This is a genomic window from Legionella sp. ST3F1 (genome assembly GCF_048553315.1).
GTDB classification, from domain to species: Bacteria; Pseudomonadota; Gammaproteobacteria; order Legionellales; family Legionellaceae; genus Tatlockia; species Tatlockia donaldsonii.
The window spans coordinates 112,856-126,531 of the sequence record NZ_JBLZIO010000008.1; the positions used below are offsets into that span (position 1 = coordinate 112,856).

Consider the following 13,676-nt stretch of genomic DNA (forward strand, 5'->3'; position numbering starts at 1 on the left):
TGCTAAATTTATAATCATAAAGGAATTATTTTGTTCGTTTTTATAATGAATAAAATAGTTGGAGGATTCCCTTATGAAACGTATCCTATTGTTGTTGCTAGCTCTATCACCTAACCTTTCCAGCGCAGCTAAAGCAGCTCCAGAAGTTATACCCACTTACTATGGTACTGGTCTGTGCAATTACCCTCAATACCAGTGCATTAAAATACAAAGCGGGCAAAGTTGGGAAAAATTGTTCCCGGATCCGGTACAACGAGACGTAGTACAACGTTTAAATCGCACCTATAATCGTTTATGGTCAGGGAAAATCATTGCTGTTCCACGCGCACTTGCCACTACCACTATCTTTGATATATCCCCCTTTGAGTTAAAAATTCCTCCTTCTGAAGACACACAAATTATTGTTGATCAAGAAAAATTGGCGTGGGCTGCGTACAATAGACAAGGACACTTAATAAAATGGGGACCCATTTCATCAGGGCGTGACAAATGTTCTGACAGCAATAACTCTTGTCGAACGCTAACTGGAATCTTTAGGGTATTCAGTAAGGAAAATGAACACTGCAAATCTAATGCATTCCCTGCTGGCCGCGGCGGCGCGAGAATGCCTTATTGTATGTTCTTCCATAAAGGTTTCGCCTTGCACGGCTCCGACGACATACCGGGCTATCGAGCCAGCCACGGTTGTATCCGCATGTTTATTGAAGATGCCAAATGGTTAAACCATCATTTTGTTGAATCCTCCGATAAGAAAAATAATTTTTCGGGTACGATAGTTATCGTCCGGCCATTAGCGACTTCATTGAAAACCAGTAAATCAGTAAGGTATTAATTTTATTATCATAATCCGGAGGAAAAAAAGTAAAGATAGACAGTAATTTCAAAATATCTGGAGCTTACCACAACAAAATTTTGCTTAGTCTGCCCTCCTGAATAAAAGCAATTTTATCTGACTACTAGCAAGATCATGGAATAATGGTACAATATAGGCTCGAACAACTAGGAATAGCAACATGTCAGAGAAAATTCGCGGTAAAGTAAAATGGTTTAACGAGAGCAAAGGCTTTGGTTTTATCGAAAGCAACGGCAAGGATTACTTTGTTCACTTCAGCGCAATTCAAGGTAGTGGTTTTAAAACCCTTCCTGAAGGAGCTGCTGTATTATTTAAAGCTGGACAAGGACAAAAAGGCCCACAAGCTGAAGAAGTTGAAATCGCTTAAATAGCAAGAGGCAAGCAGATCATAGATCTGCAGTTATTTTCGGGCATGATATTTAAAAGTGCCTATAAAATATCAAACTACCCCCATTGTTTTATAACAATGGGGTAGTTTTAGTGATTCCTATTTAGATCAGCCTTCTGAAAATTAACTGTTACATTTTTCAGCGTGCCGCTCTCAGGTTCCCAAGGCCTGGCATATTTAAACTGCATAATAGTGTTTTTGGGATACGTTTCCCCTTTCACCAATTCAAATTTAAATTGCATCTGCCCCCCAGCTCCCATAAGATTTGTTTGTGGAGAAATATAGTGGCTGGTTATCAATTGTAAAAATGATTTATCGTATTTTTTGACCGTCCATTGGTATCCTGTCGTTGGATTGGCAGGCAAGGTAATTGTAAATTGAGTTTGATTTGGATCAATGTTAACTGACATAGAATCCTCCCCCGCATTAACCAGCCCCATAAAAAATAACAACAAACTGCCCAGTAAGATTTTCATGAAATCACTCGTCCAATTGATTGTTTTTTAATTATAAGCCATTCCAACACAACTACCCCAGAAATATCTCTCCCTGTAAATACAAACAACACGCTCCTGACAATAAAACCCTTTTATCTTTAATTTCACAGATCAACTCCCCCTGTCGCTTTAAGCCCTGCAACGCATGAATTGTATTTTTTTTAAAATAGTCGCACCAATAAGGAGCAATAACACAATGAGCTGAACCTGTAACAGGATCTTCAGGCACATCACAACCTGGGTAAAAACAACGGGAATAAACATCTGCTTTTGCAGACGGCGCAGACAAAATAACACCTCTATGAGGCAAAAGACTTATCGCATTTAAATCAAGCCTCGCTTTTTCTACCTCGGATTCGTTCTTCAAAATTAAAAGTACATCAAACGTACTTTTATAAACAGCCTGTGGAGAAACATTCATTGCCGCAAGCAATTCTGTTGATGGCTCAATCTGGGTGTAGGGTAAAATAGGAAAATCAAGCTGTAACTGTTCTCCCAGTCGATTAACACATAACTCTCCACTTAGGCTATCGAATAGGATTTGATCTTTCTCATGACCAAGCATTTTAAAAATCACATAAGCACTAGCTAAAGTAGCATGTCCGCAAAGAGATACTTCCGTGTTCGGTGTAAACCAGCGAATATGATAGCGCTCACCATTTCGGACAAAAAAAGCTGTTTCAGATAAATTATTTTCTCTGGCAATCGCCTGCATTAAATCATCACTTAGCCATTCTTTTAAAGGACAAACCGCTGCCGGATTACCACCAAATAATTGTGTGGTAAATGCATCAATCTGGTATATGATTTGTTTGTTCATAGTAACTCCAACTAGTTAAGGCATGGCTATATAATAGCTTGCTATTAATTAGCAAGCAATACAATGGGATTTTTATGCAAACTTCTACCTTATTAAAAAAAGCTAACCGTCTTTTGATTAAAAAAGCCAACGAACTCTTAAAGCCATACAAGATTACACATGCTTATACTTATTTTCTTATGGAACTCTATAATCAAGATGGTTTAACACAAGCAGAGATGCACAAACGAATCGGTATAGAGCAACCGACCGCAGTAAGAACCTTGGATAGAATGGAAAGAGACGGATTTATTCTACGTAAACCATCCTCTGATGACAGACGTGTTGTTTTAATTTATCTCACCGAAAAAGCACAGCACTGTAAAAAGGAAATTGATCAATGTGCCGTTCAACTTAACGAATTGGCATTATCTGGTTTCAATGAAGAAGAAAAAATAAATTTAAATCAAATGCTTAAACGATTAAATCAAAATTTAGAGAAAAAATAAGCGCTTGTGTCTATGATATAACTCTATATTAGTTATTTTTATAAGGACATCACATGAAAGCAATTGGCTATCAGCATGCTACACCCATTGAAAATATCAACAATTCACTGATTGACATCGAGTTACCAACCCCTCAAGCATCTGGCCATGATTTGCTTATTGAAGTCAAAGCCATTGCAGTAAATCCAGTCGACTGTAAAGTGCGCCGAAAAGTAGATCCTGATAAAGGAGACTACAAAGTATTAGGTTGGGATGCGACGGGTATTGTTAAAGCTGCAGGTGACAAAGTAACGCTCTTTCAGCCTGGCGCAGAAGTATGGTATGCCGGTGATTTAACTCGTCCCGGTTGCAATAGTGAATTTCATTTGGTTGATGAGCGCATTGTCGGTAAAAAACCCGAGAGTCTGTCTTTTGAGCAAGCAGCTGCCTTGCCTTTGACCACGATCACAGCATGGGAATTACTATTCGATCGCCTGAATATAGATCCCAAGGAAAAATCCAGCCTTTTAATTACGGGCGCTGCTGGTGGTGTTGGATCAATTCTAGTGCAATTAGCCAAACAACTTACATCTTTAACCATTATTGGCACTGCTTCCCGGGGCCCATCAATGGACTGGATAAAACAGAACGGTGCTCATCACGTGATCGATCACAATAAATCAATGTCCCAACAGTTAACAGAGTTGAATATCAATGAAGTAGATTATGTCATTAGCTTGACCCATACTGATCAGCATGTAAACGAACTCGTTCGCTGCTTAAAGCCACAAGCCAAGTTTGCTCTAATTGATGATCCGGAACAACTTGATATCAAACTGTTTAAACCAAAAAGTATCTCTATTCATTGGGAAATGATGTACACCCGCTCCATGTTTAAAACACCAGACATGATTAAGCAACATCAAATTTTAAATGAGGCAGCTCAATTAGTTGATAAAGGTATTATTAAAACCACCTTGAATGAGCACTTCGGTGCGATAAATGCGCAAAACTTACGACGAGCTCATCAACTTCTTGAAAGTGGGCAGGCCCGAGGAAAAATTGTTCTTGCTGGCTTTGGTGCATAAAAATATTAGGCCAGCTCCATTCTAGAGGCTGGCCCTTCTAACTCATCAGTATTTCATCCTGACTGCCATAACCATAGCCCTGTTACTAACCGTTTTGCCAACAGCCGATTAAATTAGCAAATCACTTGACATTAAACTCACTTTAAATACATACTGACCACAATTTGGTGATAATCAATCACCTACCAAACTACTGAGATGCAGATGCAAAAACATTTCACAACAATGATGATGCGAAGCCTGGACACTGTTTTCCAGGTTGGCAGATAAGTTTGTGAATAAGCGTTAAACATCTAATCTAGTTCCAACACCAGTGTCCAGGAGCAAACACACTGGTTCCCCTCCTGAACCAAATCCCAACGCTCATTATTACTTAAATGAAGTCATTTTCGTGCTGAATTTAAGTTGAAGTTTCGGCTTTTTCTTGAAGCTTCAGATGTAAAGCGAGGTTTTTATGAGTACAAATCAACTTGATGTGCGCTTGGCGCATACCGAACTTCTATTTCTTTTCAAAACTTATATTCAGGCAAATATTCCAGCAATAGGACCGAAGTATGCAAATTATCCCAATGAAACAGGTGTTAACCCAGCCTTGGAATCAATTAAAGAAGTCCGCCAGAGACTTAGAGTAAATGAAAAACGATCTTTTGCCATACGTAGTGATTCCACTCTGGTAACAGGCGTTAAAAATGCTTATCAAGAATATAATTATCATGGCTTAAGAGATGTTCTTGATGAATCCGTACACCAGTATGTCAATTGGCAAGATCGTTACGGACACCCTTCTCTTGCCGGCGAAGATGGCAAACTACTCTATGCAGGATTTGTTTGTCAGCGTAAAAATTATCTGGAGATTTTTTTATCTTCAGGGCGTTTTAATCGCGTTGATCGGCAGAGTGAAGGAATTGAACCTCTAACAGAAGATCAGGTAACAGTGATTGAAACTTATCTGGTTTTACAATTCAACAAAGCCTACGGCACTCAACCAGTCATTGTTTATGATACCTTGCCTGGACAGCAAGATGATGAAGATTCAGCTCTCTTTTTTACGGACAAACCTTTCCCTCAAAATAAAAAATACCGCAAATACTCTCAATCCTCTATTTCTTCTGCAGTAGCGATTATTGAGATTGATACAAAATACAGAAACGCTCAGCATTATATACAGAAAAATATTAGTCCGGTTAAACCTAAATATTCTTATTCAAATGAAAATAACATTAATCCAGCCTATCAGGAAATTCATTGTGTTGAGGCCGCTTTACAACCTTTTGAAAAACGGATTTGGGTGCTAAGAAGTGATTTTATTTTAGCAACAGGAGTAAAAAATGCTTATCAAAAAGAATTTGGCTATACCGGATTAACTGACACGTTTTCAAAAGCACTCCACCGCTTTTTAGATTGGGATGATCGATACGGACATCCTTCTCTGACTTTAGCCACCGATACTTATGATGGAGGAGTGTTTTATGCGGGATATATCTGTCAAAGAAAGGGTTACTTACAAGTGTATTTAGCGTCAGGGCGTTACGATCGCACCGATTTAACAACAGAGCAAACGGCCGTTCTTGAAGCTTACATTGCAGCTCAATTTCAAGTGGCTTATGGCAACCAAGAAATTGTTTTTGATTATGCCAATCCGGACGATAGTTTTTACCACACAACCTTCTTCAGTCATGGCATCTTTCCAAAAACCAATCCTCAACGCCGCTATACACAAACGCTAATTAGGGATATTTTGAATGGAATCAATAGTGATAGCGATCACCTAAAGAACATTTCAACCTCTGAGAAAGAAGAAGATATGGCGACCAACAAAGGAATTTATAATCCTTCTTAGATCGCTTTTTCATTATCCAGCCTTGATGAAATTAGTCTCATTAAGGCTGGTGAACAATCACTGAGACGGTTTATTATTCCTTGGGAGAATCAGTGCGTCATCTCCTGACAACAGGGGTAAAGATTTATAATTCCTTTCTAAAATAGAACTTCGCCATAGGCCCTTCATTAAGGTAACCCAGTTTTTTATAAAAATCATGGGAACCATCTTTAGCTCTTCTTTGACCGGAGGTCAGATCAATAATGCAAGGGCAGAAAGCCCTTGCATAGTCTTCCAGGAAATGCATTAATTTTTTACCGATACCTTGCCCTCGATACTGATTATCAACGACAAGTCCTTCGACATGAATACGAACTTTAGATGAAACAAAAATCATTGTTGTTGACCAGGCAATACAGGCAATAATTTTTTTATCCCGCTCTGCAACAGCAATCCCGTAACCATCTTGCTCAGAAAATAAAGCAATCCGGTTCTCGATTTCCTCCAAACTTTGGGGATAACCTAGCTGTTTCAGTAAAGGGAGCAAAGCTGTTGCATCCTGTTTAGCTGCACTCCTGATAATTGTCATTTTTACGCTACCTGGTCTAAAAATATTTAATAAAAAAAGTTTTAGTCAATTTAGGATTCGTTTTATTTTCTCGTACAAACTCAACTTCATAGCCACATTTTTTATAGAAAGCAGGTGCTTGAAAAGCATTGGTCACCAAATTAATGTTGTTATAGCCTTTCCCTCTAAAATGGTCTTCCAGTGCAGTTAACAATAACCGCCCATAGCCTTGGCCGCGGATAGATTTGTCTATCCAGAGATCATCAACATAGATCTCCGCATAGACTGTAAACGCATTAAGAACCCCAAAGGCAATCTCTTGCTCGTCTAACAATAGAAAGTAGAAACGCTTGTAATTGATTTCAATCCCATGCTCTTCCTCATACTCAATAAATCCTTGCTCCATTCTTTTTTCGATGTCTTCACTTAAGGTTTCAGTTAATTTAATTTGCAAGTTTTTCATGGTCTAAGCGCTGCAGAATGACTTAATTAGAAAAATCTTACCATTATTTATTGTCAGGAATGAGAATTTTATTACCAATCAACAAAATACACTTGATCGCCCTGTTTTGATTTGGGATTATCGACGAGCTACCCATTAAAAGGATTTAACGTTCCACTCTAAATTTCAGTATGATTTACTTTTAGCAGGCCTGCTGCTTTTGGCATTAACAACACGTCTTGCTAAAAAACATTTATCCGTCTTTCAATGACCTTATGATAAGATCCAAGAAGGCAAACTTGCACATCGCCTCTCACATTCATTAGAGTTATACTATTCATTAAGCCATTGCCCCAAGTACTATTTCCAGGAGCATTTAAGTTTAATGATCAAGATAAAGGTACCGGGTAATAAATAGATACTTCTGAATGACACCAAGCTCGAGTAATAGCGTTTGAGGGAAAATAATGAATCAAAAAGTTTTTGTAAACCGTATCTTAAATATGAAAAAAATCAAGCTTATTGGTTTAGACATGGACCATACTCTGGTTCGTTACAATACAAAAAACTTTGAAGAGCTGGTTTTCAAACTTGTCATCGATAAGTTAATCGAGAAAAAACATTATCCCGAAATAATCAGGAGTGTTAAATTTAATTTTCACGACGCTATTCGCGGTCTGGTGATTGATAGTAAAAATGGTAATATATTAAAACTCAGTCGTTATGCAGCTATTCGTCATAGCCATCATGGTACCAGACCAATTAGCTTTGCTGAGCAGAAAAAAATTTATCGCAGTATTTATGTTGATTTAAATGATCCTAATTACATGGCAATTGACACATCTTTTTCAATTGCTTTTTGTGTTTTATATGGCCAATTAATTGATCTTAAAGATACACATCCGCAGGAATTTCCAAGTTATTCTACGATCGCTATCGATGTATTGAATTGCGTAGATACAGTTCATTCTGATGGTAGCTTGAAGTCTTATATTAGCCAAAATCTTGATAACTATGTTCTCAAGGAAAAAGAAGTTGTGGACGGACTTAAACGTCTTATTCGCCATGGAAAAAAAATATTTATCCTGACTAATTCAGAATATCATTACACCAATCTCTTGCTCGAACATACGATTGGTCCTTTCCTCAACAAAGGGGAAACCTGGCATGACCTATTTGAATACGTTATAACTTTAGCGAATAAACCACGTTTTTTTTACGATAATTTGCGATTTTTATTGATCAATCCCAGTGATGGCAAAATGACTAATCTCAATGGAAGGATTGTTCCCGGGATCTATCAGGGAGGTTGTGCCACCAAACTTACCGATGATCTGGAAGTCAATGGCGATGAAATTCTCTATATTGGCGATCATATTTATGGGGATATACTGCGATTGAAAAAAGATTGTAATTGGCGTACAGCGCTTGTAGTTGAGGAACTTGGAGAAGAAATAGATTCACATACCAAAGCCCTGCCAATAGAGAATAAGATCGTTGCTACTATGAATATAAAAAAGACCTTGGAACAACAATACATTGACCTTCACACTATAAGTATTGAAAGCGAATCAAAACAATACGATGAAGAATTGGCTGAATTGCAAAAGCAAATTACAGTTCTTGATGCAGAAATATCCAAATTATTACAAGAAGAGCAGGCTTTCTATAATCCTCAGTGGGGACGTGTCTTTCGGGCGGGAGCAGAAGAAAGTTATTTTGCTTACCAGGTAGATCGATTTGCTTGTATCTATATGGAAAAACTTGCTGATTTGCTTGCACAATCACCAATTACTTATTTCCGAGCAAATCGTCGTCCGCTCGCTCATGATTTAGATAACTGAATTTGACAGGTTAGTAAGTCTAGGTGCTCACAAAATGCCATTAAGCAACATTGTCAACCAAAAATTAATTGTTGCCAATGCTTGCTAATTTTCTACTTGGATTTTATTCGCTGAGTCTTGCTGACCGCCCCATAACACCAGTTGATTGACTGCATTCTGTAATGCTTTTAAATGCACGGGCTTACGCAATACTTGATTCATCCCCAATTGCAAACAGCTATCCTGTACTTCATTCACTTCTTGCGCAGTTAAACCTACAATAGGTAACGGCTTTTTATGCATTTCTTTTTCCCATTCACGAATGCAAGGCGTTAGAGTCTTGCCCGAAATACCTGGCAAATCAACATCAGTAACGATTAGGTCAAAATCATTTGTCTTTATTAACTCCAAGGCATGCTCGCCATCAACCGCTGAATAATATTCATATCCCGCCTTTTCAACAACAGTTTCAATAAGACGCAGAGCATTCATATTATCTTCAACCAGGAGAATAAGTGGCACTGTCGCTTCTTTTTGATTTACTGCGACCACAGGAATTTCGGTTGTAGTAATACTTCGAGCTATATCATCCTCATCCCTTGCTACTTTCATAGTAAGAGTAAAATAAAAGGTTGAACCGTTGCCTAACTCACTATTTAGGCTTATTTCCCCACCTAATAAACCCACATATTTTTGGGCGATATGTAAACCGACACCACAACCACTATGCGTTCCCTTATACGATGGATCGGCACGAAAGAAGCGATCAAAAATTCTGACTTGTAATTCATCAGGAATACCAATGCCGGTATCTATTATGCTAAATCGCAGTTGAACATAATCATTTTCATTGGCAAGCACTCGGACCTTAATAGTGATACTACCTTTATCAGTGAATTTTATGGCATTCCCTAAAAGGTTTAAGAAAACTCTATGCAGTTTTGTACCATCCGTAATTACGCGCTGTGGAACAGCTTCATCAATTTCAATATGCAACTGTATTTTTTTCATTTGCACAGTTGGCTGTACAAGCTGAGAAATATCCTGGATGTTTTTACGCAGATCAAAAGATTCATCCTGAACATCACTTTCACTAATATTATCGACTGAAATGAGATCCAATACCCCTTTTAACAATTCAAGTAATTGCTCACCACTTTCGTTGATCCAACGAGCATACTGTTTTTGTTCGGGCTCTTGAACTTGCTTCTCTAAAAGCTTCGACATACCCACAATACCACTTAAAGGCGTATGGATATCATGGCTCATATTAGCGATAAACTCCGTTTTAGCTTGGTTTGCAACTTCGGCATTTTCTTTTGCGCGGCGTAAAGCAACTTCCATTTTCTTGCGTTCAGTGATGTCCAGAGAAATCCCTAGCACACCAATAATTTCATTATTCTTATTACGTAAAGGGACTTTTTGTGAAATATAAATAGCCATTCCATTCGCCATTACAGCGTATTCTTCTGCGGTATGTGGTATTCCCGTTTCCATTACCAAATTGTTGACTTTGTTTAACTCTTCAGCTTGATCTTTCCATGGCATATCGAAATTAGTTTTACCAACAATATCTTTTCTTGACGACAATTGAGCGTTCTTAGCTTGTAAATCATTACACCCCAAAAAAATATTATTTCTATCTAGCCAATAAACATGCCCAGGCATTAGAGCAATGATACCTTCATAATAATCATGAATGCTTTGCAATTCATTTTTAAATTTTTGCTTTTCTTCTTCCATACGGGCAGTCAAACGATAAATTTCGTCATTCTTTTCATCAATAATCTTTTGCAACTCATTTATTTTTTCGAAATCCATCTTCCACCTTCGATAATCATAATATTCAGAAGACCACACCATCATAAGTTAACGATTATTCTCACAAAATTCCACGAAATAAAGAGGATACTTTGCACATTATCAATATCAACCCTCTTCACTATGAAAATCTACTCTTCTCTCTAGATAGTAGCAGAGATTATAACTTAATTATGAGGCACGAAGTGAGTTATTTTTCATCATTTTTTATCATAATGATCTATTTTTGTGCTACAATTAGGTCCAAAACATAAAGATAATATTAAAATACTTAATATTAGCCTAATAATCGTCAAGTATAATTAGCCAAATTTTTTAACCAGTAGAGAACACCACATTGGTTGGTGGATGTATAAAACTCTAAGGACCGTAAATGCCAAAAAAGCTTGTCAAGGGTTTCAAAGACGGTAAAGTTACCCAAACCAGTTTTGTCGGAAACTCAAAAAGCCTCTTCTCCTCATTAAAAACCACTAAAGACTTAGTTCTTCTCAGTATTGCTGGAAACGAACTCTGTGCTGGTGAATACCTGCAAGGCATTGTTAAGCAAGCTGTTGTGAACCATGAAGGCAATCTGAACCCAGGGGAGCAAAGAGGTAAAACAACTTTTTTAATTGCAGATGAAATTTATTGGCACAATTTAAAAAAATTAGATCCTTCAGATAATGATGTTGCTGATCTTAAAGCCCAAGCCACGCAATTAGGAGATAGCTATTTTACCGATAATATAGCCGCTTTTTTAGCACCATTGGGTTTAACCCCTGAGGAATTTAATAATGCGCATGGGGAAAAAACGGTTACCGAAAAAATCGCTATTATTAACGAATTAGCTGCAGAACAAGGCAAAAATTTTGAAATAGTGCGCTGGCAAACTTGGGTTAGCCAAGACAGCACAAAGCAAATAGAAAAAATGATACCTCTTTATGAATCAGTAGAGGGGCTAAGCGATAGTATTTCTTTGGCTGTAAATGACTTTGCCAAACGCCATAGTGACGACAATAATCCTGGAAGCAAGGAGCTGTGGAAACACCGCTCTAGAGACTACCTCACTGAAGAATGCCCTTCTGTAATGTGGCTAGCGGCTTCTTTAGGGTATAACTTTGTTATTTACCCGGGTGAAATGATACCTCCTTTTGGAACAACAAAGGATTTCTTCGTTGTCGGAGAACATAAAGCAAGAATAGAGAATGGAGCAAATATTAAAGAAGCCTGCACTCATTCTGAGTTTTGTATCCATGTTAAAGATCCCAGGCGTTTAGTTAATTGGCTAGAGGTTCATTTCCAAAAAAGTCCTCTTACACCTCCTAAAAAACCCGAAATGGTTGAGTCGGAGCAATCTGTTCCAGTTCCTCCTAAACAAATTTCCAGTACAGTTTTACGTGGTACTAATACCTTTTTCGCCCCCACTCAAGGTAATAACCTGATTTCAAACGAAAATAATACACCACTCCAAGACGAGTTTGTTTTGGAGAGAACCTCTACTGAAGGCGAACTTACTGGCGATAAAGGCGTATCGAATGAGCAGAGAGTATTGATGGAGTCGTTGATTACAGGAATTAATCAAGCGCTAGGCCAGGAGGAGCCTCAAATCCCCTCCAAACAACGAAAATCGAAAAAGCATGAGCAAGAAAATCTAACTGATATGTTTCGTGGCATTGCGTTAGGTATTATGGAGACACCCACAATGAGTGTTCCAACAAAGTTAGAAATACTGACAAAACTTGTTGACGACTTCACTAGTAAACATATACCACAAGTTCAGCTCTCTCTACAAAAAAAGCCCCCTGAATCTTGTCCAGCGTCAGATACTCCAGAGCCGAGTAATAGAACAAGGCGAGTACTCTAACTGCTTCTCCAGAAAAATTTGGCATCAAGGTTATTATCTTACTGAATCATACCCACCTTTGATGCCTGTTTTTGAAAAAACGATTTGCCATAACTGCATCACACGCGAATTAAAACCACCCGCACAACACAATAAATAGTAATTCCACATACGAAAAAACGTTTCGTCATAGTTAGCTTTTATTAACTGCCAGTGTTGATTAAAATTATTATGCCAAGCCATCAATGTTTTATAGTAATCAACACCAAAATTATGCCAATCTTCCATTATCAATAACTTCTCTGTTGCCTTCCCAATTTGCATAACCGAAGGCAACATGCCATTAGGAAAAATGTATTTTGCAATCCAGGGCATTACCTGAGTCGTCGTTTCATTACCTCCTATAGTATGCAACAAGAATAACCCTTCATCGACTAAACAATGATGTACTATTTGCATATAATGGCGGTAATTCATGTATCCAACATGCTCAAACATACCAAGCGAAACGATACGATCGAATTTTTCATCCACATCACGATAATCCTGGAAACGTATTTCTACGGGCAGATTTTTGCAGCGCTCTTTGGCCAACTCATATTGTTGCTTAGAAATGGTTATGCCAACCACCTCCACATCATATTTTTCCGCTGCATATTTAGCCAAAGCCCCCCAACCACAGCCAATATCAAGTAAACGCATACCTGGTTTAAGTAATAACTTCCTGCAAGACAAATCTAATTTGGCCAATTGCGCTTGCTCTAAAGTTTGCGCATTCTTCCAATAACCACAGGTATAATTCATATTACTGTCTAACATGGCTTTAAATAAGTCATTACCAAGATCATAATGTTTTCTTCCAACCTGTAAGGAGCGCCTTTTGTTTTGAAAGTTGAAAATCCTCGATAGTAGTAATTTAAATGCAAAGCGGAAGTTAACTCTTAGTTTATTTTCAATGTTTGCCTCAACAATGCGAGTAATTAACATATCAATACGGGGGCAATCCCACCAACCTTCCATATAAGCTTCACCTAAACCCAAATCTGCATCATGCAAGACACGGGCATAAAACTGCTCATTATGAATTTGTGGATCCCAAAGTGCGTGGCCATTAATAGTAACGCCTGCTACCTGGAGAAGATCAGTAATCATTGCCCTAGCCAAATTTTTCTTCATGAAAATGATCCATTCAGTCCATTTATTTGGATTAATTAATCAAGAATTAAGCCAATTTAACTCAAATAAACTGCTTGGAAAGCATTTTCAGC

The 13,676-nt window shown here is 38.0% G+C and carries 13 protein-coding genes; 7 read left to right on the plus strand and 6 right to left on the minus strand.

Annotation, left to right across the window (positions count from 1 at the left end; genetic code table 11):
- The first annotated feature begins 73 nt into the window (after positions 1-73).
- On the plus strand, positions 74-832 hold the full coding sequence (locus ACN4Z1_RS07600; RefSeq protein ID WP_419387994.1) for a L,D-transpeptidase: 759 nt from the start codon (positions 74-76) through the stop codon (positions 830-832).
- 181 nt (positions 833-1,013) lie between these two features.
- Positions 1,014-1,220, plus strand: a complete 207-nt coding sequence (locus ACN4Z1_RS07605; RefSeq protein WP_019217163.1) for a cold-shock protein — start codon at positions 1,014-1,016, stop codon at positions 1,218-1,220.
- Between the two features lie 110 nt (positions 1,221-1,330).
- Here ACN4Z1_RS07605 and ACN4Z1_RS07610 read toward each other — a convergent pair whose 3' ends face one another.
- Together ACN4Z1_RS07610 and ACN4Z1_RS07615 are read right to left on the minus strand one after the other, a co-directional pair.
- On the minus strand, positions 1,331-1,717 hold the full coding sequence (locus ACN4Z1_RS07610; protein ID WP_228363851.1) for a protease inhibitor I42 family protein: 387 nt from the start codon (positions 1,715-1,717) through the stop codon (positions 1,331-1,333).
- A gap of 52 nt (positions 1,718-1,769) precedes the next feature.
- A complete protein-coding gene (locus ACN4Z1_RS07615; RefSeq protein ID WP_419387995.1) occupies positions 1,770-2,558 on the minus strand; it encodes a PhzF family phenazine biosynthesis protein in 789 nt (262 codons plus the stop codon).
- Between the two features lie 74 nt (positions 2,559-2,632).
- Here ACN4Z1_RS07615 and ACN4Z1_RS07620 point away from each other — a divergent pair, with 74 nt between their 5' ends.
- The 3 genes from ACN4Z1_RS07620 to ACN4Z1_RS07630 all read left to right on the plus strand — a co-directional run bounded on the left by ACN4Z1_RS07620 (position 2,633) and on the right by ACN4Z1_RS07630 (position 5,953).
- Complete coding sequence (locus tag ACN4Z1_RS07620; protein ID WP_228363849.1) at positions 2,633-3,046, plus strand: MarR family winged helix-turn-helix transcriptional regulator; 414 nt, start codon at positions 2,633-2,635, stop codon at positions 3,044-3,046.
- 53 nt (positions 3,047-3,099) lie between these two features.
- Positions 3,100-4,113: a zinc-binding alcohol dehydrogenase family protein gene (locus ACN4Z1_RS07625; protein ID WP_228363848.1), complete on the plus strand. Its 1,014-nt coding sequence runs from the start codon at positions 3,100-3,102 to the stop codon at positions 4,111-4,113.
- 454 nt (positions 4,114-4,567) lie between these two features.
- On the plus strand, positions 4,568-5,953 hold the full coding sequence (locus ACN4Z1_RS07630) for a hypothetical protein (RefSeq protein WP_419387996.1): 1,386 nt from the start codon (positions 4,568-4,570) through the stop codon (positions 5,951-5,953).
- Between the two features lie 124 nt (positions 5,954-6,077).
- Here ACN4Z1_RS07630 and ACN4Z1_RS07635 read toward each other — a convergent pair whose 3' ends face one another.
- Entirely contained in the window at positions 6,078-6,521 is a 444-nt protein-coding gene (locus tag ACN4Z1_RS07635) for a GNAT family N-acetyltransferase (RefSeq protein WP_419387997.1), read from the minus strand.
- Positions 6,522-6,537: 16 nt separating this feature from the next.
- The gene (locus ACN4Z1_RS07640) at positions 6,538-6,963 is read right to left on the minus strand and encodes a GNAT family N-acetyltransferase (protein ID WP_419387998.1); all 426 of its coding nucleotides are present in this window, start codon (positions 6,961-6,963) and stop codon (positions 6,538-6,540) included.
- Between the two features lie 446 nt (positions 6,964-7,409).
- Between ACN4Z1_RS07640 and ACN4Z1_RS07645 the strand changes: the two genes are divergently transcribed.
- A complete protein-coding gene (locus tag ACN4Z1_RS07645) occupies positions 7,410-8,786 on the plus strand; it encodes an HAD-IG family 5'-nucleotidase (protein WP_419387999.1) in 1,377 nt (458 codons plus the stop codon).
- Between the two features lie 84 nt (positions 8,787-8,870).
- Here ACN4Z1_RS07645 and ACN4Z1_RS07650 read toward each other — a convergent pair whose 3' ends face one another.
- Entirely contained in the window at positions 8,871-10,508 is a 1,638-nt protein-coding gene (locus tag ACN4Z1_RS07650; RefSeq protein WP_419388000.1) for an ATP-binding protein, read from the minus strand.
- Positions 10,509-10,959: 451 nt separating this feature from the next.
- Between ACN4Z1_RS07650 and ACN4Z1_RS07655 the strand changes: the two genes are divergently transcribed.
- Positions 10,960-12,429: a hypothetical protein gene (locus tag ACN4Z1_RS07655; RefSeq protein WP_419388001.1), complete on the plus strand. Its 1,470-nt coding sequence runs from the start codon at positions 10,960-10,962 to the stop codon at positions 12,427-12,429.
- Positions 12,430-12,462: 33 nt separating this feature from the next.
- Here ACN4Z1_RS07655 and cfa read toward each other — a convergent pair whose 3' ends face one another.
- Positions 12,463-13,590 (minus strand): cyclopropane fatty acyl phospholipid synthase, encoded by a 1,128-nt coding sequence (cfa, locus tag ACN4Z1_RS07660; RefSeq protein WP_419388016.1) that lies wholly within the window; start codon positions 13,588-13,590, stop codon positions 12,463-12,465.
- Positions 13,591-13,676: the final 86 nt, after the last annotated feature.